General features: G+C 43.1%; 18 protein-coding genes. 4 read left to right on the forward strand and 14 right to left on the reverse strand.

The features are described 5' to 3' along the window. Positions 1-20: 20 nt before the first annotated feature. The 3 genes from msrA to L0P89_RS12915 all read right to left on the reverse strand — a co-directional run bounded on the left by msrA (position 21) and on the right by L0P89_RS12915 (position 2,523). Positions 21-698: a peptide-methionine (S)-S-oxide reductase MsrA gene (gene msrA / locus L0P89_RS12905; protein ID WP_235265528.1), complete on the reverse strand. Its 678-nt coding sequence runs from the start codon at positions 696-698 to the stop codon at positions 21-23. A gap of 72 nt (positions 699-770) precedes the next feature. Next, positions 771-1,454 carry a metal-dependent hydrolase gene (locus L0P89_RS12910; protein WP_235265530.1) on the reverse strand — a complete coding sequence of 228 codons (684 nt, stop codon included), beginning with the start codon at positions 1,452-1,454 and terminating at the stop codon, positions 771-773. A 229-nt stretch (positions 1,455-1,683) separates the two neighbouring features. After that, the gene (locus tag L0P89_RS12915; protein WP_235265531.1) at positions 1,684-2,523 is read right to left on the reverse strand and encodes a family 16 glycosylhydrolase; all 840 of its coding nucleotides are present in this window, start codon (positions 2,521-2,523) and stop codon (positions 1,684-1,686) included. A gap of 297 nt (positions 2,524-2,820) precedes the next feature. On the opposite strand from L0P89_RS12915, the gene L0P89_RS12920 reads away from it, so the two are divergent. From L0P89_RS12920 to L0P89_RS12930, 3 genes are all read left to right on the forward strand, one after another. Continuing rightward, on the forward strand, positions 2,821-3,510 hold the full coding sequence (locus tag L0P89_RS12920; protein WP_235265533.1) for a peptidoglycan DD-metalloendopeptidase family protein: 690 nt from the start codon (positions 2,821-2,823) through the stop codon (positions 3,508-3,510). Positions 3,511-3,692: 182 nt separating this feature from the next. Next, positions 3,693-3,929 (forward strand): hypothetical protein, encoded by a 237-nt coding sequence (locus L0P89_RS12925; protein ID WP_235265535.1) that lies wholly within the window; start codon positions 3,693-3,695, stop codon positions 3,927-3,929. A gap of 346 nt (positions 3,930-4,275) precedes the next feature. Then, a complete protein-coding gene (locus L0P89_RS12930; RefSeq protein WP_235265537.1) occupies positions 4,276-4,527 on the forward strand; it encodes a hypothetical protein in 252 nt (83 codons plus the stop codon). Between the two features lie 19 nt (positions 4,528-4,546). Here L0P89_RS12930 and L0P89_RS12935 read toward each other — a convergent pair whose 3' ends face one another. From L0P89_RS12935 to L0P89_RS12965, 7 genes are all read right to left on the reverse strand, one after another. Next, positions 4,547-6,145 carry an amidohydrolase family protein gene (locus tag L0P89_RS12935; protein ID WP_235265539.1) on the reverse strand — a complete coding sequence of 533 codons (1,599 nt, stop codon included), beginning with the start codon at positions 6,143-6,145 and terminating at the stop codon, positions 4,547-4,549. A gap of 53 nt (positions 6,146-6,198) precedes the next feature. Continuing rightward, positions 6,199-8,712, reverse strand: a complete 2,514-nt coding sequence (locus L0P89_RS12940; protein ID WP_235265540.1) for a M14 family zinc carboxypeptidase — start codon at positions 8,710-8,712, stop codon at positions 6,199-6,201. A gap of 44 nt (positions 8,713-8,756) precedes the next feature. Beyond that, the gene (locus tag L0P89_RS12945) at positions 8,757-9,974 is read right to left on the reverse strand and encodes a sensor histidine kinase (protein WP_235265541.1); all 1,218 of its coding nucleotides are present in this window, start codon (positions 9,972-9,974) and stop codon (positions 8,757-8,759) included. Positions 9,975-10,140: 166 nt separating this feature from the next. Next, on the reverse strand, positions 10,141-13,503 hold the full coding sequence (gene secA / locus L0P89_RS12950) for a preprotein translocase subunit SecA (protein ID WP_235265542.1): 3,363 nt from the start codon (positions 13,501-13,503) through the stop codon (positions 10,141-10,143). Positions 13,504-13,637: 134 nt separating this feature from the next. Beyond that, positions 13,638-13,862, reverse strand: coding sequence for a DUF2795 domain-containing protein (locus tag L0P89_RS12955; protein WP_013551418.1), 225 nt, complete (start codon positions 13,860-13,862; stop codon positions 13,638-13,640). Between the two features lie 124 nt (positions 13,863-13,986). Beyond that, entirely contained in the window at positions 13,987-14,544 is a 558-nt protein-coding gene (locus tag L0P89_RS12960) for a cob(I)yrinic acid a,c-diamide adenosyltransferase (protein ID WP_235265543.1), read from the reverse strand. A gap of 373 nt (positions 14,545-14,917) precedes the next feature. Further along, complete coding sequence (locus L0P89_RS12965) at positions 14,918-16,087, reverse strand: DUF4105 domain-containing protein (protein ID WP_235265544.1); 1,170 nt, start codon at positions 16,085-16,087, stop codon at positions 14,918-14,920. 96 nt (positions 16,088-16,183) lie between these two features. Here L0P89_RS12965 and L0P89_RS12970 point away from each other — a divergent pair, with 96 nt between their 5' ends. Further along, on the forward strand, positions 16,184-16,906 hold the full coding sequence (locus tag L0P89_RS12970) for a CDP-alcohol phosphatidyltransferase family protein (RefSeq protein ID WP_235265545.1): 723 nt from the start codon (positions 16,184-16,186) through the stop codon (positions 16,904-16,906). Positions 16,907-16,908: 2 nt separating this feature from the next. Here the strand turns inward: L0P89_RS12970 and lptB are convergent, their stop codons facing one another. From lptB to L0P89_RS12990, 4 genes are read right to left on the reverse strand one after another with little or no spacing between them, the layout of a single operon-like run. After that, a complete protein-coding gene (gene lptB / locus L0P89_RS12975; RefSeq protein WP_235265546.1) occupies positions 16,909-17,649 on the reverse strand; it encodes an LPS export ABC transporter ATP-binding protein in 741 nt (246 codons plus the stop codon). A gap of 57 nt (positions 17,650-17,706) precedes the next feature. Beyond that, positions 17,707-18,057 (reverse strand): carboxymuconolactone decarboxylase family protein, encoded by a 351-nt coding sequence (locus tag L0P89_RS12980; protein ID WP_235265547.1) that lies wholly within the window; start codon positions 18,055-18,057, stop codon positions 17,707-17,709. Beyond that, on the reverse strand, positions 18,047-18,880 hold the full coding sequence (gene tatC / locus L0P89_RS12985; RefSeq protein WP_235265548.1) for a twin-arginine translocase subunit TatC: 834 nt from the start codon (positions 18,878-18,880) through the stop codon (positions 18,047-18,049). The genes L0P89_RS12980 and tatC overlap by 11 nt, the downstream gene beginning before the upstream one ends. Continuing rightward, positions 18,880-19,845, reverse strand: coding sequence for an SIS domain-containing protein (locus L0P89_RS12990; RefSeq protein WP_235265549.1), 966 nt, complete (start codon positions 19,843-19,845; stop codon positions 18,880-18,882). Before L0P89_RS12990 ends, tatC begins: the two co-directional genes overlap by 1 nt. Between the last annotated feature and the right edge of the window lie 143 nt (positions 19,846-19,988).

A 19,988-nucleotide genomic window follows, 5' to 3' on the forward strand; every position in this document is an offset into this window, starting at 1 on the left:
CTACTTTCCCAAAAAACCTACTAATGTGTTTCTTCCTTTAAAAAAGACCCGAAATTCTTCTTGAAACGATTCAACCTTGGAATCGAAACCGCCCGAATATAGGAGTTATTCGGATTTTTTCGCTCGTAGTCTTGATGATACTCCTCCGCTTTCCAGAATCTATCGAATTTTGTCACTTCGGTGACAATGGGTCGGTCATAGGCATTTTCTTGTCGCAATAGGGCAATATAGTCTTCAATGATTTTCTTTTCCTTCCCATTTTTATAAAAAGCGATGGATCGGTACTGTGTTCCACGGTCTGGTCCTTGCCTATTCAGCGAGGTAGGGTCGTGTGAACCGAAAAATACCTGCACCAATTGCTGAAACGAAATCATTTTCGGATCGTAATAGACTTCAACGGCCTCGGCATGTGTGGTTCTACCATAGGCCACTTCTTCATAAGTGGGATTAGCTTCTGTGCCCCCTGAATACCCTGAAACTACTTCTTTGACACCCTTTACACTCTCAAAAATGGCCTCAACGCACCAAAAACAACCACTGGCAAAGTAAGCGGTCTGATATTCTTGTAATTGCTCTTGTGAAAGTTGTACTTTCTGAACCTTTTGGTTTACGGCCGTTTCTGATTGGGTTTCAGATTTTTTGGGTTGGCAACTGAAAGACATCAAAAGGGTAAAAACCAATAGAATGCTTCGTATCATGGCTAAAGTTTTGTCATTAGTGGTAATGGCAGGTCAATGATTACAGCCAGTTTCGTTAAAAACTGTTAATCCCTATATCAATATAGAATCTCCTATATCGAGCAATAGTAGTTCTTTGCCCTTTGAGGCAAAGTAGGCTTTCGCCTTTACTTTATCAATTTCGATAGGGGGGAAGGTGTCGTAATGGCAGCCCATGACCTTATCACATTTCACAAAATCAGAAGCTAGGGCCGCATCTTCGTAGCCCATCGTGAAATTGTCACCGACAGGAAATATGGCCAGATCGAGCTGATGGCCCATCTCAGGAATCAGCTTCATGTCCATGGTCACTGCGGTATCACCGGCGATGTATATACATTTGCTTCCGGCAGTAACAATAAACCCACCCGGATTGCCTCCATACGCGCCATCGGGGAGTACACTTGAATGTACGGCATTCACATATTTGACCGTTCCAAAGTCAAAAGAAACCTTGCCCCCATGATTTAGTGGATGACCACTCAGGCCCTTTTGACCAAACCACTCAATGATTTCGTAATTCGAGACCAAAGTGGTATCGGGATTGTTCTTTGCGATGGCTTCGACGTCAAGTACATGGTCTTGGTGCCCATGGGTAATCAAAATATAATCAGCCTTCAATGAGTCTATGTTCACATCTTTCGCCAGTTCATTGGCACTGATGAAGGGGTCGACGATCAAGTGTATGCCATCTATTTCAATATGAAAGGACGCATGTCCTAAATATTTGATTTTCATTGTGTTGTATTTTGAGGATTCGACAATCGTATTCTTGGCCCTTAAATTAAGAAGTGATTTGAACTTTTTCAAATTTGTCAAAAACCATTTACTGGTAAGTAGGCGGCCCAGCTAGCTGCCCACTGTGGCGATATTATGGTAAAGGCACAATCCCAGAGGGTCTTTATACGGGCACAAAACCTTATCTCTGGTCTAAATTACATAGGCCCAAGAAGGTTCTACACCATTTTCAATTTATGTAACTTTTATCGCTTTCATTGATTTGTGACCAATACCTGAAGTAGTCTATTTCAAATGTGCCCCCGTTGTCTTCATCAGAGGGCAGCCCCCACCATGTGGGGAAGGCTTCACTGTCGAAATTGATGGTTTCAGGGCTGTGCCAGAAGTCATTTTTGCGTTTTCTTATTTCTTTGCCGTTCAAGTACCAGACAATTTCTTCCCTTGTCCATTTTAATCCGGCTACAATGGTGGTATCGGCCAGTTTATATGTTGTTTTGTGGGCTACATGGTCACTGATTTTTAATTTTTCCGGTTTAACAATATAATGGGTAGTGGCAAAATAGGTGTGTTCATAACTGCTGTCGGTATCATTGCGACCACATATTTCAAAGATGTCTATTTCTTCTTGTTTGACCGAATCTGGAGTGTACAGCCAGAATGCACTGGAGAGGGCAGAGTTCATGGGTTTACATTTGATTTCAAAGTAACCATAAAGTACCTTACGCTTGCTTTGCACTGCGGCCGAAGTGAAGGTATGGTAGCCTTCAGGGGCATTGGGCACATTTTCCCGTTTTCCTGTCAATACCAGCCAACCGTCTTTTAGGGCTACATTTGATGGCCTAAAAAGTGAGGGTGCACGGCCTATCCAAGTGGGGTTGGTATCGTACCATTTGATGGTATCAAATTGAGAACCATTGAACTCATCACTTATCGTTGGTTCATATTTCCAGTTCTTGGTATCTGCCAGGGGAGCAGGTTTAAGCCCTATCAATTTCTCTGTACTTTTGCAGGCCACTAAAAACATGAGCATTATGGTTACAAAGACCATGGGTTTGATTGCCTTCTTCATTTAGAGGGTGTTTTAAGAATTAAATTGAAAAAAGAGTAAGGCAGTTTAAATGATAGCGAAATATTTCTGTTCTTTTTGTTTTCAACCATAAAAACGCGAAGACGCTCAAAAGTATCTCGGTGACCTTACCTACCTCGAAGGCAAGTTATAAAAAATGCCCCACCGATACGATATAATTTGAATTGGTAGCACAATTGCCCACTATGAATATTTCAACAGGCCTTAAAAAACGTAGATATGCCTATATTTTTACCATAACAATCCTATCTTTCAGAAAACATTGTTTACGCAGAACAGATGCCATCGAATGATTCACTTTTTCATGATATTTCCCACGCGGAAGCACCTATTTTGCCTTTAGATTGGGCCATTCCCTTTAAAGCGTATTGTTCATTGGACCTGTCCATAGAAAACAAGGAATTGAACGGTATTGTTATTTCTGACCCGTTAGCTTGTCAACGCTATATCGATTCTGTCTTAGAAAAGAATGGGGCACAGGTAGCGTATGGCGGATATCTCGAAAAACGTGCTCTGTATGCTGATTCAGATAGATTTTCGGAAGGTGGCGCGCGAAATATCCATTTAGGTGTTGATTTTTGGTGCAAAGCGGGTACCAATGTCATTGCCCCGTTGAATGCTACCGTTCATAGTTTCAAAAACAATTCAGACAAGGGAAACTACGGCCCTACGATAATACTGGAGCACAAATCGCCCGTTGGTGCGATGTTTTACACCCTTTATGGACATCTTTCAGTGCAATCCCTTGATGGGCTTTATCGAGGCAAGCCCGTAAAGAGAGGTGATGTCTTGGCCGGTTTGGGCACGCCCGATATCAATGTCAATTACGCCCCACACCTTCATTTTCAGCTGATTGTAGACTTACAAGGATATAATGGGGATTACCCCGGGGTTTGTAGTCAAGAACACGTGGAATTTTATCGGAATAACTGTCCGGATCCCAATTTGTTGTTGGGGTTTCCTGAATAATACATCGATAAACAGCGCGCTATTCCGATATCCTGTAAATAGGCCATAAAACACTCATCGATAGTTTTTTACACTTCATCGCTTTCTGGGTTTTTAATCGATAAATTTCGCACTCAGGCGAGTTAAATCCGCGTCAGGCTGGGGCTGAGAGTACATTTACAATGTAAAAAGAACCCAGAATCATGAAAACAGTCTTGACCATCATCGCAGTACTTTTCTTCGGAGTTTTTACGTATGCACAAGAAGCCAAAGAAGTTAAGGTTGATAGTGTGGCCTCAACTGTGGCTATCGAGAAAGTCGAGACCAAGAAGACTTTCAAAAAACGTCACGAAACCGCTCGACTGTACATGTTCAAAAACTCTAGGGTTAAAAAAGAGCTTTCTTTCAGAACCAAAAGAAACCGTGCCAAATTGGCTTAAATCTTACACTATGGTAATTTTGATGCTTTCGATCTTTTTGATGAGTACTCTCTTTGTGACAACATTTGTTTTTGTCGGATATCGCCTAGCCCAGAAAACCATAGACCAATAATCTGGTCATTTCTTATTGTGATCATCGCTTTTCAAAGCGATATTGCCCTTACAGGTTTCGTTTAAATGCACTTTTGGCCGATGAAGCGAAAAAAGGCCTTGTGCCGTTTATCGAGCATTTTTTTCACTTCATCCATAATTGCGACAGATATCGAAAAATAAGGGTTTTTCAGCGATTCATTCCGTAGTGATAATGCGCCCTCGCGTTTTTATAATAAAGACAAAACAAAACGTCATGAAAGCAATTATCACCATCATCGCAGTAGTTTTCTTCGGAACTTTCGCCTTTGCCCAAGATGCCAAGACCGAGATCAAGGTTGATGCTATTGAAATGGGTGTTGTGCTTACTGATGATGTTTCAGAGAACACTTTTAAAGTTGAAATCAACAACGGTAAAGAAACTGCTCGTCTTTACAAGTTTAAGAACTCTCGAGTAAAGAAAGCTTTGGTTTTTGCCACTAAAAGAAACCGTTCCAAATTGGCTTAATTCTTTTTCGATATGTTGCTCACTCTTTTTTGCCTGGTTGTTTTATTTGGTAGCCCGTTTTTTGTTTTTGCCGTGTTACCTGTTTCTTTACGTCTTGCAGAAGCCCCTTTGCGTCGTAAACGATACCGTCTTTGATGGTGTATTTCACTCCGCCAACGCGCACCACTTCATTGTTGTCGGTCAACTTGATGGCACCGGTACCGTACAAAACCTTTAGATTTTTCAACGGATTTTCTTCCACAACTACGAAATCGGCCAATTTACCCACGGCTATTGTACCTATTTTATTGGCGACGCCCAAGGCTTCGGCCCCATTTAGGGTAGCGGACCTTATGACCTCTAAGGGATGAAAGCCCGCTTCTCGCAACAATTCCATTTCCCTGATGTACGCAAAACCGTAAAGTTGAAAGATGAATCCAGAATCTGATCCCGTGGTCACACGGCCACCACGGTTTTTGTATTCGTTCACAAAGGTCATCCACAGTTTATAGTTTTCTCGCCAAGCAACTTCTTGTTCGGTTCCCCAATCGTGCCAGTACGAACCATGGCTTATTTTACTGGGTTGATAGAACTCCCATAATGACGGCAAGGTATATTCTTCGTGCCATTCTGCCCTACGGGCCCTATGCAGGTCACGACTGGCTTCGTAGATGTTGAGGGTCGGGTCTAGCGTAAAATCGAGGGCAATGAGTTCATTCATGACCTTGTTCCAATGTTCTGAATAGGGTTTTGCAGCCTGTTTCCACAGTTTTCCCGCTTCCTCAAAGCGATGCTGTTCGTTTTGGTAATTGTAATCCAATGGATAATCCTGAACGGTCCTATCCTCGAAAAGTGCTTCCGGTAGGCCATACCAGTGTTCCATTGAGGTGAGTCCGGCCCGTGCAGAGTGCAGCACGTTCCACCGTGCAACATCTAACTGGGCATGGTGGCAGGCAGAACGGAGCCCCAGTTTTTTGTTCTCATCAAGTGCAGCGGCCATAATCTCTGGCGGTGCTCCGAAGAACTTGATTCCATCAGCACCCCTCTCTGCATTGGCACGCACCCATTTTCTAGCCTGCTCTGGTGTACTGATAGGGATATCGTTCAGCGGATTAAAATCTTTTGTATTTTGGCCGAAACCTGTGTAAGCAAAGATTCGTGGGGCGATTATCTCATTCTTTTTGCTTTTTCGTTTAAGATCTAATGTCCAATCGATACCTCTACCACTAGGTTCTCGAACAGTGGTGATACCATGGCCCATCCAGAGTTTAAAGACATAATCGTAGTCCGCACCCTGGGCCACACCCCCGATATGGCCATGCATATCGACAAAGCCCGGTAGTAGATACATACCAGAACAATCCAATTCTTTGCCGCCTTCTTTTAATCGCGGCCTTTTAGATGGGTCAATTGCCACCCCTGGATAGCCAACTACCTGCACTTTTACAATTTTGTTGTTCTCGACCACCACATCGACCGGACCCCGAGGTGGCGCCCCGTTACCGTTGATGAGTGTTACACCACGAATGATCAATTGATCAAATGGCCCTTCGCTTAGCTGTTCTTGCGCGAGCCCGACAGAAGCTAATGATACCACTGAAATGAAAAGAAGAAAGTTCTTTAATCGCATGGTTTTCATGTTTGGTCATATACCTGTTCCAAGACAAGAAAAGGCATTTTTACATTTTGTATTTATTCTGGAACCCTGATTTTGTCACCTAAAAAGAGTGCATTCAAGAATAACCGATTGGTACCGTACCATGAACCCCTAAAATTGGGGTTGTCGGCAAATAGTACGACCCTGCCTTGTCCCACCTTGCTCACAAGCAATGATGCTGCTGGTTTTAGAAAAGTTTCCATGTTTTTTTTGGTGACAAAACCATCGATATGGGGGTCACTTGCATATTTGGCTACCGTTGCATATTCATTTCTGCTGGGAGCCAGCCACACTGAATTGTTTTTGTACACCGGTATGGATTTATCGCGATAGCCAAAGGCCAAGGGATGGGTCATGTCTAGATCTACTTTCAGGATGACACCTCCAACTTCCTCTTTACCAAGGTTTTCAGGGGCATCTACATAAGGTTTTCGTTCTACGGCCTTGGTAGAGTCTTTTTCCTCTTCAATCAATTTCTCTTTGACCAGCTTTTTCTCAACGATCCATTTCGAGGCCCTGCCGATGGTGATCAGGGTATTGCCCTTGCTGACCCAGTCCTTGATTTTTTTCAGTTGGTCTTCGTTAAAAGAATACCGGCCCGATACCATGACCAAAGTGTTATATTTTTTTAGATCGACACGATTGAAGTAGCGCATCGGTATTTTGGTGATGGGCATATGTACCCGGGTATCGAGCAAATGCCAGACTTCGCCCGCCTCATATGAGCTTACCCCGTCACCGATGAGCATGGCGGCTTTTGGTTTGGTTATGGGCCTAACGTAACGGCTGCCCAGATCGATCCCTTTTGCATTATAACCTGTGTCAACGGTATAAATAGGTACTTTAAACTTCTTTTGGGCCTCTTTGACCACTGAAAAAACCTCATCTTCTGTCTTTTTCTGAAGACTTACCGGAATTACTAGGGCCCCGTAATTGAATTTTTTATTTCCTTCTGAAGTCTTTGCCGTGAAAGGCTTGAACGAAGAAGAAACCACTAAGCCTTTCGATTGCAAATGCTGCAAGGTGGCTACTGCGCTATAGTCATCATAATCAATTACATAGGCATAATCACTCTTTTTGGCCGGTGTGATGTCTATCAAACTTTTGAGGTCTGTGATTTTATCACCTAGGTTTAGATTGGTCACTGGCCGATATTTCATATTGTAGAAGTTCGCTACGGACCAAGCGGAAGCATCGTAGTACACACTGTCACGGTATTTGTCATACGTTTCAAAAAAGGTCTGCACCATGCGGTACTGGGGTTGGTTGGTGGGCACTACATAGTCTTCGCCCGAATGATATACATCTACTTTGTGCAACAACAACTTGTCAATGAACGCCTTTACCCGGTTTTGGTCGTATGTATCCTTAAAGGCATAACCTTTAATTCTGCTTTTGGCAGCATTGCCCAGGGCACTTTTAAAAAAGTCTTGTTGGTATTTCCGCATTGTTTCCTTGTTTTCGACCGCTGCTTTGACCGTGGCCATACTGGTGACATATTGGTTTCTGATGGTAAAGGGAAAGGTGATTTCGCCAAAAGCAGTTTTTTGCTTGTGGCCACGTGAGCTGGCCTGCTCGAAGAGCAGAGCGAGTGCACCCTGTAAATCTGGATAAGAAGATCCATAACCAGGATAGGTGCCGTCAAAAACCTCTTTGCTGAAGTAAAAAGAACCGATACTATCCAATGCTTTTGCGAAATAATCTCCAAAAAGATTGTTCAAGTCAATGTAATTCTCTCTGGGCATGATTGGGTTCAACGAGGCGTTATCTTTCATCGGTTCGAAGAAATAGCTGCTTTGGGTGCCCATTTCATGAAAATCGGTCACCACATTCGGATACCATTCATGATACCAGGTCAGTTTACCACGACTTTCAGGATGGATGCCCAAAAGCCAATCGCGATTAAGGTCAAACCAGTAGTGATTGGTACGTCCACGAGGCCAGTATTCATTATGCTCGGCATCCTGTGAATCGGCCACCAAAGGATTGCCTTGGTACATATTGGCCCACTGGGTATGGCGGTCACGACCATCAGGGTTAATGGTCGGGTCGATAAAAACGACCGCATCCCGCAAATAGTTCAGCACCTCGGGGTGGTTCGAAGCTATTAAGGTATAGGCCATGAGCATGGCCGCCTCTGAACTTGATGGCTCATTGCCATGCACATTGTAGCCCAAATTGATGAAAATCGGCACTTCGCCATAATTGGAGACATTTTGGCCCGGATCGGTAAAAGCAAGGTGTTTCTGCTTGATGGAAGCAAGATTTGTCAGATTGTCAGGGTCGCTGACGTTCAATATGACCAATTTTCGCCCCTCATGTGTTTTACCATAGTGCACAATATTGGCACGATCTGAGACTTCTGCCAATTTTGTCAGATAGGCGACTATCAGGTCGTGCCGTGTGTGGTGTTCACCAATTTCATAGCCCAAGAAATCTTCTGGCGATGGAACGTTGGGATTGAAAGGTTGGTATTTTTTGAAATAATAATCTTGTGCAGGTAGTTGGGCAGTGATGAACATCACCGCTAAAAGGAATTTTTTAATCATTTCTTCGGAAGGTTTGTCATAACCTTCTAAAGATAAAAAACAAATTACTCAAGTGAATTGAAGTCTTCAACAATTTCTTCAAAAATTAGGCGGTAATAGGTTCCCTTTTTTTCTGTTTCGCGGGTTACCGAGCCTCTTAATTGACGAGCCAGGTTGTGTATAAGCTTGAGGCCCAGTGATGGTGTGGTTTTTGGTCCCACATTTTTGGGAAATCCTTTGCCATTGTCACCCAAGAACATTTCGTAACGGCCCCCATCAAGTGCTTTGAGCAAAATAGTCAGTTCTCCAGGGTTGTCTCCGACTATGCCATATTTCAAGGCGTTGGTAACGGTTTCGTTAATGACAAGACCCAAGGGAATGACCGTATCGATGCTCAATTTGTAGTCAGGAATGTCAACGTTGAGTGTGATGTTGTTCGTATTGCCCTTGATCGACCTAATTAAATATTCGCAAAGTTCTTGTACATAGGGACGAAGCTCTATTTTGGAAAGGTAATCGTCTCTTTTATATAGCATCTCATGCACCATCGCCATCGAAACGACACGGTTTTGACTGTTCTTGATAATACTGCTTATTTTTTTGTCTTCAACAGCTCTTGACTGCAAGCTGAGCAAACTAGAAACGGTCTGAAGGTTATTTTTTACCCTATGGTGGACTTCTTTGAGCAAGGTTTCCTTTTCTTGGATGCGCTCTTCAATTTCCTGTTTTGACCTATAGAGTTTATGATGGGCCCGAAGTAGGTTTTTGCCGAATACACCCCCTAAGAGGTAAACGGCGAGAATAATGCTCAAAAAGGCAAACCAATCTTTTGATTCTAACGGAACCGTATCAACAGCTATGTTGAAATCGCTCAGATCGTGAAGAAATATAAGGCCGACCATGATGAGGTTGATGGCAAGGTAGATTTTTCCGTAAACGCGAGTGGTGACATACCCTGCAAAAACCACAATTCCCAATACATAGATAAACGGACTCTGTATGCCGCCGCTGAAAAGGGTGATCAATATGGCCGATACCATTGCCAAAATAGAGGTCACGTTGTAGGTTATGGTCAAATTGCCATGGCTTTTCAAAAACAACGTGTTGAGTAGGTTCAAAACGGCAAAACACAAAAAGGTGTAAGGTAAGACCCCTTGAATGTTCAAAAGAAATGAACAGATAAGGCCAAAAAGCAACGCAAACAAAGAGGCGAAATAGTTGACCTTCAATACCAATTGGGTCTTATCTTCTAATCGGTATTTGTCTTTGGTCGGAATCTTCATGTATTTTTGGTCATTTCATGGCAGCTTTTGACACGGTTTTATCCGTGGGCGATTTTCCGCCAGTTTGGTGGGGGGGAATTCGATGTAAATCTAAATATGTTTTGCTACAAAATCAAAAAACGGTGGCCAAAATGACCACCGTCGCTGTATTGAAACCACTTTTGCTTCATTCATCGACCAGTACCCATTCGCCTTTATCTATCAGATGCTCAGCTTGTTTGAACTTCAATGTCTTGCTTTCGCCCGACATGACGTTCTTGATGGTAACCCGCTCATTTCTACCGATTTTTGGTTTTTCCCTTACAATGGTCTCCGTAACCTGCGGACGGCTGCGTTGGGTTTGCCCAGCAGCCCTGTTCTGTGCAGCCAGTTCATCACTATTCGGAATTTCTTCCTTGGTGGTCTTCAGTTTTTCTTTGGGTCTTCTGACCGATCGTGCCTCTTGAATTTGGTTGGGGTCGCCTGTGGGCAACTCTCCCTTGAACAAGAACGAAATGACTTCTTTGTTCACTTTGTCGATCATGGCCTTGAAAAGTTCAAAGGCCTCGAACTTATATATTAAAAGTGGGTCTTTTTGCTCATGAACGGCCAATTGTACAGACTGTTTCAACTCATCCATCTTACGGAGATGCGTTTTCCATGAATCATCGATGATGGCCAAGGAGATGTTCTTTTCAAAATCGTTGATCAGTTGTTTACCGTCACTGGTATAGGCTTCTTCGAGATTGGTGACCACATTGAGTGTTTTGATGCCATCTGTGAAGGGTACTACAATACGCTCAAATTTGTTCGATTGGTCTTCATATACCCTTTTGATGACTTGAAAGGCCACTTCGGCACTTCGCTGCATCTTGTCTCGATAGTAGTCATAGGCATTTTTATAAATGGCATTGGCGATTTCTTGAAAGCTGAGCTTTTTGAACTCTTCTTCTGAGACAGGAGAGGTAATGGAGAAGTATTTGATGAGCTCGAACTCAAAATTCTTGTAATCATCGGCCAATTTGTTCGTCTCTGAGATGACTTCACAGGTGTCATAGACCATATTGGCGATATCAACTTTTAGACGTTCTCCCTGTAGGGCATGTCGTCTTCTCTTGTACACCACCTCACGTTGGGCATTCATGACATCGTCATATTCCAACAGTCGCTTTCGAATACCGAAATTATTTTCCTCTACTTTTTTCTGGGCCCTTTCTATAGATTTTGTCATCATCGAGTGCTGAATGACCTCTCCATCTTCCAAGCCCATACGGTCCATTAATTTGGCCACCCTGTCAGAACCGAAAAGACGCATCAGGTTATCTTCCAAAGAAACATAGAATTGCGAACTACCGGGGTCGCCTTGACGGCCCGAACGTCCTCTCAACTGACGATCTACCCTTCGTGAATCGTGTCGCTCGGTACCAACGATCGCCAGTCCGCCAGCTTTTTTGACCTCATCGGTCAATTTGATATCCGTACCCCGGCCTGCCATGTTGGTGGCAATGGTCACCACCCCGGCGTTACCTGCTTCGGCCACAATATCGGCCTCTTTTTTATGCAGCTTGGCGTTCAAAACGTTGTGTGGAATTTTGCGCACGCTCAACAATTTTGACAATAATTCAGAGATTTCGACCGAAGTGGTTCCGATCAAAATAGGTCTTCCCGCTTTTGAAAGTTGTTCGACCTCTTCGATAATGGCGTTGTACTTCTCGCGCTTTGTTTTGTAGATCAAATCGTTTCGATCATCTCGGGCAATAGGGCGGTTGGTAGGTATCTCAACGACATCCAACTCGTATATTTCCCAGAACTCACCGGCTTCAGTGACCGCAGTACCTGTCATACCCGCCAGCTTTTTGTACATTCTAAAATAGTTCTGTAATGTGATGGTGGCGAAGGTTTGGGTCATGGCTTCGATCTTCACATTTTCTTTTGCCTCAATCGCTTGGTGCAGCCCATCAGAATAGCGACGACCATCCATGATACGGCCCGTCTGCTCGTCAACGATCAATACTTTATTTTCCATCACCACATATTCCACATCTTTTTCGAACAGTGTGTAGGCCTTCAATAGCTGCGTCATTGTGTGGATGCGCTCACTTTTTATGGCAAAATCTTTGAACAGGTCTTCTTTGAGTTCTGCTTCTTTTTCAATATCAAGGTCTTGGTTCTCAATTTTGGCGATTTCACTTCCGATATCAGGCATGACAAAGAAATCCTTGTCTTGTTCCCCAGAGATATATTCTACCCCTTTATCGGTCAGCTCGATTTGGTTGTTCTTTTCATCGATGACAAAGAGCAGCTCTTCATCGACTTTGGGCATTTCGCGGTTGTTGTCTTGCATATAGAAGTTTTCGGTCTTCTGCAAGAGTTGTTTGACGCCTTCTTCGCTCAAAAACTTAATGAGTGCTTTGTTCTTTGGAAGTCCACGGTGCACCCTCAACAACAGAAAGCCCCCTTCTTTACCATCGCCTTCTGTGATTTTCTTTTTGGCCTCGGCGAGCACCCCGGTCAAATACTGCCGCTGTTTTTGCACAATGTCGGCCACTTTTGGCTTTAGTTCGTTGAACTCGTGACGGTCACCTTCTGGCACAGGGCCTGAAATGATCAATGGTGTTCGCGCATCATCGATCAATACCGAGTCGACCTCATCGACAATGGCATAGTGATGGGGCCGTTGCACCAGATCGTTGGGGGTATGGGCCATGTTGTCACGCAAATAGTCAAAACCAAATTCATTATTGGTACCATACGTAATGTCGGCATTGTAGGCGGCCCTTCGCCCTTGTGAATTGGGCTGGTGTTTGTCGATGCAATCGACCGAAAGCCCGTGAAACTCAAAAATAGGAGCCATCCATGTGCTGTCACGTTTGGCGAGGTAATCGTTTACCGTCACCAAATGGGCACCCTTGCCCGGTAGGGCATTCAAGTATAGGGGCAGTGTAGCGACCAAGGTCTTACCTTCACCGGTTTGCATTTCAGCAATTTTGCCTTGATGAAGGGCAATACCGCCGATGAGCTGTACATCGTAATGAACCATGTCCCAGGTAACTTCTTTACCGGCAGCATCCCAAGAGTTTGACCAAACGGCCTTGTCACCATCAAGCGTTACATAGTCTTTGGTGCCCGAGAGCATACGGTCGAATTCGCTGGCTTTTACCGTTATTGTCTCATTATTGGCAAAACGTTTTGTAGTTTCCTTTATTACGGCAAAGGCCTCAGGCAAGATTTCATTGAGTGTCTTTTCTGAAATTTTGTAGGCCTCTTCATCCAGGGCGTCTATTTCAGCGTAGATTTCCTCGTTGCGGTCAATATCGGTTGAGGCCTCGACTTCTGCTTTGAGCTTTGCGATCTGCTCATCGATACTTTTACATTTTTCTTGGATCAAGGCTTTAAAGGTCATTGTCTTTTGCCTTAATTCATCATGCGTGAGTGCCTCAAGCTGTTTCTCAAAAGACTTTATTTCTTCGACCAAAGGTTGCAGGGCCTTTACATCTTTCTTCGATTTATCGCCAACAAAAGCCTTAAGTACGGAATTCAGTAAACTCATGGATTAGATTTTCATATGGTGCGCAAAAGCCATTCCATAGTGAATAATTGTTGAGAATGGCCCATAAAACTGTCAAAATTACATAAAAAAAAGCCTCATAAGAGACTTTTTGATCGTTGTAAAAGTATTATGTTTTAGTACTCATCCTCATTCCAGAGGTAGTCTTCTTCGGTAGGATAATCAGGCCAAATCTCTTCAATCGACTCGTAGATTTCACCACCTTCCTCTTCCATCGATTGAAGATTCTCTACGACTTCAAGTGGGGCACCGGTTCGTATTGCATAATCTATGAGCTCGTCTTTGGTCGCTGGCCAAGGTGCATCGCTTAAATATGATGCCAATTCTAACGTCCAATACATAGTAACGGTTTGGTTTTAAAATTTTTGCAAAAATAATTTTTAAAGGCAAACGGCCAAGTTATTTCTGCTTTATTTGACGTTTTTTTCAAATTATCAAATTGATAACGCAGAAAAAATGGATTTATTAGTCCAATTTCTCAGGAATCCATTTGACTTCATCTGCTTGCAACTGTGCCGACAACTTTCGTGCCAACACAAAAAGAAAGTCAGATAAGCGGTTGATGTACATGAGCAATTTATCAGAAACCGGTTCATTTTCATGAAGCAGGGAAATGACCCGTTCGGCCCTACGACAAACCGTTCTTGCAATATGACAGTATGACACGGTAGCATGCCCCCCAGGCAAGATAAAGTGCGTCATTTCAGGAAGCGACTCGTTCATCATATCGATTTCTTGCTCTAAGTACTCGATATCAGTACTATCGATGCGCGGTATTTTTAATCGTTTGTTTTTTTTGGGCTCGGTGGCCAAAATGGCCCCAATCGTGAAAAGTTTGTCCTGTATGGTCACCAACACCTCTTTTGAGCGTTCATCGATCTCTTGGTCACGAACAAGCCCCAACCATGAATTCAACTCATCGATATTGCCGTAGCTTTCGATTCTGATATGGTGCTTTGAGACCCTTGTGCCCCCAAACAGACTGGTAGTGGCCTTATCTCCTGTTTTGGTATAGATTTTCATTGTGTCCAATGTTTTATGGGCGACCCCATTTCAAAACTCAGTCTTTTTTGTTGTGTCTTCGCTTTCCTTCCATAAACCTTCGGGATCTTCTACGTTTTCTTCCCCTTTTATTCATGACAAAAATCGCGAAATATATGACTGCCAGAACTATAAGAACGATGTAAATGGTATCCATGGTCATAGTCTTTGCTCGATAATCGAAATTTTGACCTGACTGCTGTCAGGCAAGTTGCTTCGATGCCCGCATCGAAATAAATAAGGTTGTTTACCGTAAACGCCCCGTGCCACCTACCGATAGTTATCGGGATTGCTCCAAGGCGCAGCTTACTTAAAAATAGGGGTAAATGTGATAATCTCGAAATAATAAGGGCAATTATCGTTTTTTTTCCCATTGTAACAAAAACCAATAACGAACGCCCAAAGCCAGCATAAGGGGTATAATTACCGGTGAGAACAGCTGAATACTGAATATCCAGACCAATATAAGCAATGCCAATGCACATAAAGCAAACCAAAGATATTTGGTGAACCAGTCGGGTACTCTCTTTGAGAATAAAAGAATAAATCCGACAATCAGATTCAAGGGCATGGCCCACAGCACATTTAAATTGTTGCCGGTACCAGAATGATTGGTAAAAAACCATAAGAATAAGATGAAGAACCCAATGGCACCAGATATGATGAAAAGGGTAATGTCGATCCAAGGGTTTTTGTGGTCATGGCGGTAATCGAGATAGGTGATGGCAGCGACAAACATAAATAGCAATCCGAACCAGAATAGGGGTGAGGTCAAAAAAAAGCTTCGCTTACCATGCTCATCGTAATCAAGTATAACACGCTCTCGCAGTACCAGTGGCTTTCCATCCTTCAAGGTGTTTTGCAATTGGTACATTGCGTAGTAGGGTAAGAACATATGTTCATTGGCAGTGGCTTCTCTATCGACTACCGCACCATAGGCAAGGTTGATTCCGAAGGCCGACCATGTGTTCCAATGCAAGTGCTGCATGATAAGTTCCCTAAAAGTGTACCGCTTATCAAGATGGGTATCTTCAAAGACGATCTTTTCCCCAAAAAGATTCTTCAGTATCGTTGCTACCCTATTCGAACAGTTATCAAATAGCGGGTCATAAAGATAGTCTCGATTCTGAGGGCGATAATTGTTCTCAAGAAAACGTAGAAACTGGTTCTTTTCGGCCCGTGATAGATTGAGGATCTGTTCTTTGATCCATCGCTTATCGGTCTCGTACTCCACCAAGAAATTCGCAAAACGTGTTCTACTTAAAGAGTAGACCATATGGCCTTTGGCAAAATTCAGATAGAAATTGGGACGATTGAAGTCAAAGGTGCCGTAGTTATACACTACGTCAAGGCCTAAAACCGAATCTTGTACCCTGAATGCAGTGTGGCCAAAAGTAGCGTACAACTCATCACCAGAACCACAGGTCAATACACTGATCTGGGCATCTTCAGAAAGTCTGGGTATCTGTGCAATGTTGATTGCCGAAAAAAGCAGACAAACCAGCAAAGAAAGGTTTCTTACCATAACGAAGCCAAATATCTGAATAAATACAATATGCGGTACGGCCATGGGCCACATAGTTCATTTTTTAATTTATTTTTACGAAAAACCGATCCGAGAATGAAACAGCATATACCCAACTTTATCACCCTTCTCAATGTTTTTTCAGGATGTATAGCTACACTTTTTGCCGTATTGAACCAATTAGAGTTCGCTGCACTATTTGTGTTTTTGGGCATTTTCTTTGATTTTTTGGATGGATCTGTGGCCAGAATGCTCAAGGTAAAAAGTGAGCTGGGTGTTCAACTGGACTCATTGGCCGATATGATCACGAGCGGATTGGTACCCGGTATTGTCATGTTTCAACTGCTGACAATGGCTCAAAAGGGTGGGTGGAACCTCGATTTTTTTGGTGTGCACACCGAAATAGGTTTGCTGCCCCTATTTGGATTTTTGATTACACTGGCCTCGGCTTATCGATTGGCAAATTTTAATATTGATGAAGACCAAGCGACCTCTTTTCTGGGCTTGCCCACACCGGCAAATGCAATGCTGGTTTTATCATTTCCCTTGATATTGATTTATCAGAACAATGATGTGTTGAACAGTATCATTTTGAATGAATGGTTTTTAATCGGAGTGACACTGTTGAGCAGTTTTCTACTGAATTCAAAAATCAAACTCTTTGCCTTAAAATTCGAAAATTTCAGTTTTAAGGATAATGCGGTAAAATATCTTTTTTTGATAGGAAGCCTTGTTATGCTATTGACCATGAAGTTTTTGGCCATTCCTTTGATTATCGTGTTCTATATTTTGGCTTCTTTGGCGGCCAAAAGGGCGTGAGGTCATACATCAAGCTTCTTCTTTCGAAGCTCAAAGTTTTGCCCCAGATATACTTTTCTGACCATTTCGTCAACGGCCAAATCTTCGGGAACCCCTGCTTTTAAGATACCGCCTTCGAACATAAGATATGAACGTTCGGTGATGGCCAATGTCTCTTGTACGTTGTGGTCGGTGATCAAGATGCCGATGTTTTTGTTCTTCAGCTGGGCAACGATACGCTGAATATCTTCAACTGCCACCGGGTCAACTCCCGCAAAAGGTTCATCGAGCAAAATGAATTTTGGATCGGTGGCCAGGGCCCGGGCAATTTCAGTACGCCGCCGCTCACCTCCTGAGAGTAAATCACCTCTATTTTTACGAATATGCCCCAGACCGAATTCATCGATGAGCGACTCCATCTTCATGTGCTGCTCTTTTTTGCTCAGTTGGGTAGTTTGCAATACGCTCATGATATTGTCTTCAATACTGAGCTTTCTGAAAACAGATGCTTCTTGTGCCAAGTACCCTATACCATGTTGCGCCCTTTTATACATGGGGAAATCGGTGATTTCCATATCGTCGAGGTATATCCGTCCGCCATTGGGTTTTATCAACCCGACTATCATGTAGAATGAAGTGGTCTTACCAGCACCGTTGGGGCCCAAAAGCCCCACGATTTCTCCTTGGTTCACTTCCAAAGAAATGCCCTTTACCACCTTACGGCCGCGATAGGCTTTCATGATATTTTTTGCAAGTAGTTTCATCAGCGTCTGCCAAAACTACACATATTGTCGAAGTACAGCTTTGGGTTTTTGAATTTTTTAGGCTTTCTGTTCTCGCAATTCTTCCCAATATTCATAGGCCCTCCGCAAATGCGGAATGGTGATGGTGCCTCCGATGAGGGTCGCAATGCTCAAGGTTTCCATGATTTCATCGGTGTTGGCACCTTGTTTTCTACAACTTTCAAGATGATATTTTACGCAATCATCGCACCGAAGTACGGCCGAGGCTACCAAACCCAATAGTTCTTTGGTCTTGGCATCTAGGGCACCGGGCAAAAAAGCATTGGTATCCAAATTAAAAATCCGCTTGATGACTTTATTGTCATCCGCCAATAATTTTTCGTTCATTCTTGAACGGTATGCATTGAACTCTTCTACACTATTGGGCATTTTTTTGTTCTTTTTTGGCCTCTCGTTTGATTACGAGTTTTGAAATGTAAATACTGATTTGATATAGAACAAGCACTGGAACCGCGACCACGATCTGACTTGCGACATCAGGCGGGGTAATGATGGCCGAAAGTACCAAGACCAGCACTAGAGCTATCTTTCTATATTTTTTCAGGATTTCTGGGGTAACCAAGCCAACTTTTGTGAGGAAATAAATCACGATGGGCAATTCAAACATGATACCACAGGCAATTACCGCTGCCCTTACGGTACCTATATAAGAGGCCAAATCTATTTCATTGGTAACCTCTTTACTTACTTGGTATGTTCCCAAAAAATTTATCGATAGGGGGGCCACTACATAATACCCAAAAAGCACTCCGAGAAAGAAAAGAAGTGAGGCCGTAAGAATAAAGCCGCGGGAATATTTTCGTTCTTTCTCATATAACCCAGGACTAATGAACCGCCATAATTCCCAAAGTATGTAGGGAAAACCAATGATGACCCCTGCCCAGATGGAAGTCCAAATATGGGCTGAGAACTGCCCAGCCATTAGACGGCTTTGAATGGTAAAGGGTAATTTATCTCCACAAAACTCAGATTCAATATTGAAAAAAGTGGCAATGTTACAGAAGAATCGATAGGTTGGGAAATCTAGGTTTTTGGGGCCGAATAGTACGGTGTCAAAAATGAACCCCCGCATTACAAAAGCAACACAACCCACAATGACAACAGCTAATGTAGAACGTATCAAGTGCCACCTCAGTTCTTCCAAATGGTCTAGAAATGACATCTCATTGGGATCTTTTTCTACCTTGGCCATTATAGAATTCCTTCGTTGATAAGGTTATGAATGTGTACAACTCCCACATATCGATCACCATCCATTACCAAAAGCTGAGAAATCTCTTTTTCCTGCATACTTTCCAAAGCTTTGATGGCCAGTACATTGGGGGCTACTGTTTTTGGGTTTGAGGTCATGATATCGTTGGCGGTAAGCGTACTGATATTGTCATATTTGTTGAGCATTCTTCGAATGTCACCATCGGTAACGATGCCCACCACTTTATCATTTTGGGTAACCGCGGTGACCCCGAGCATTTTTTCAGAAATCTCGACAATGACCTCTTTCACCTTAGAGTCGATATCGACCTTTGGTTTTAGGTTGTTGCCCACAATATCGGCAACCCTTAGGTAGAGGCGTTTTCCCAAAGAACCCCCTGGGTGGTATTTTGCAAAATCGTCACTGCTGAAGCCCCTAAGTTCCAAGAGACTGATGGCCAGTGCATCGCCCATGACCAATTGTGCCGTTGTACTGGTGGTCGGTGCCAGGTTGTTCGGGCATGCTTCCTTTTCAACATAAGTGTTCAGGGCAAAATCAGCCTGTTTTGCCAAATAAGAATCCATATTGCCGGTAATGGCCACCAATTTGTTGCCCCCTCTTTTCAATAAGGGAATCAACATTTTTATTTCTTCGGTATTGCCACTTTTGGAAATGCAGATGACCACATCATTTTTTTGTACCGTGCCCAAGTCACCATGAATGGCATCTGCAGCGTGCATGAATATGGCGGGAGTGCCCGTAGAGTTGAAAGTGGCCACAATCTTTGAAGCAATGAGCGCACTTTTGCCCACACCCGATATCACTACCCTGCCCTTTGATTGTAAGATGCTTTCAATAGCTCCTGCAAATTGTTCATTCAATAGGTTTACCAAGTTTTTTATGGCCCCTCCCTCGGTTTCTATGGTTCGCTTTGCGATGGATAAAATGGATTGTGTGTCGTTCAAGGTATTTCTTGGGTTTTCTGATGGTTTTCCTGAAAGAATGTCTTATATTTAGTTTACAAAATTAAGTAAACAATCTGTTATAAAATTCAAAAGAACGCTTCTTTGGCATTGAATTTGAAATATTCTCTTACCATAGTAATAAG

Source organism: Muricauda sp. SCSIO 65647, assembly GCF_021534965.1.
Lineage (GTDB): Bacteria > Bacteroidota > Bacteroidia > Flavobacteriales > Flavobacteriaceae > Flagellimonas_A.

Coding starts and splice junctions, on each gene's coding strand:
- L0P89_RS12965 (WP_235265544.1), bottom strand. CDS start 16,087: ATGGTAAGAAACCTTTCTTTGCTGGTTTGTCTGCTTTTTTCGGCAATC.
- L0P89_RS12920 (WP_235265533.1), top strand. CDS start 2,821: ATGCCATCGAATGATTCACTTTTTCATGATATTTCCCACGCGGAAGCA.
- L0P89_RS12960 (WP_235265543.1), bottom strand. CDS start 14,544: ATGAAAATCTATACCAAAACAGGAGATAAGGCCACTACCAGTCTGTTT.
- L0P89_RS12940 (WP_235265540.1), bottom strand. CDS start 8,712: ATGATTAAAAAATTCCTTTTAGCGGTGATGTTCATCACTGCCCAACTA.
- secA (WP_235265542.1), bottom strand. CDS start 13,503: ATGAGTTTACTGAATTCCGTACTTAAGGCTTTTGTTGGCGATAAATCG.
- L0P89_RS12955 (WP_013551418.1), bottom strand. CDS start 13,862: ATGTATTGGACGTTAGAATTGGCATCATATTTAAGCGATGCACCTTGG.
- L0P89_RS12910 (WP_235265530.1), bottom strand. CDS start 1,454: ATGAAAATCAAATATTTAGGACATGCGTCCTTTCATATTGAAATAGAT.
- L0P89_RS12970 (WP_235265545.1), top strand. CDS start 16,184: ATGAAACAGCATATACCCAACTTTATCACCCTTCTCAATGTTTTTTCA.
- lptB (WP_235265546.1), bottom strand. CDS start 17,649: ATGAAACTACTTGCAAAAAATATCATGAAAGCCTATCGCGGCCGTAAG.
- L0P89_RS12980 (WP_235265547.1), bottom strand. CDS start 18,057: ATGCCCAATAGTGTAGAAGAGTTCAATGCATACCGTTCAAGAATGAAC.
- L0P89_RS12930 (WP_235265537.1), top strand. CDS start 4,276: ATGAAAGCAATTATCACCATCATCGCAGTAGTTTTCTTCGGAACTTTC.
- L0P89_RS12925 (WP_235265535.1), top strand. CDS start 3,693: ATGAAAACAGTCTTGACCATCATCGCAGTACTTTTCTTCGGAGTTTTT.
- L0P89_RS12935 (WP_235265539.1), bottom strand. CDS start 6,145: ATGAAAACCATGCGATTAAAGAACTTTCTTCTTTTCATTTCAGTGGTA.
- L0P89_RS12915 (WP_235265531.1), bottom strand. CDS start 2,523: ATGAAGAAGGCAATCAAACCCATGGTCTTTGTAACCATAATGCTCATG.
- msrA (WP_235265528.1), bottom strand. CDS start 698: ATGATACGAAGCATTCTATTGGTTTTTACCCTTTTGATGTCTTTCAGT.
- tatC (WP_235265548.1), bottom strand. CDS start 18,880: ATGGCCAAGGTAGAAAAAGATCCCAATGAGATGTCATTTCTAGACCAT.
- L0P89_RS12945 (WP_235265541.1), bottom strand. CDS start 9,974: ATGAAGATTCCGACCAAAGACAAATACCGATTAGAAGATAAGACCCAA.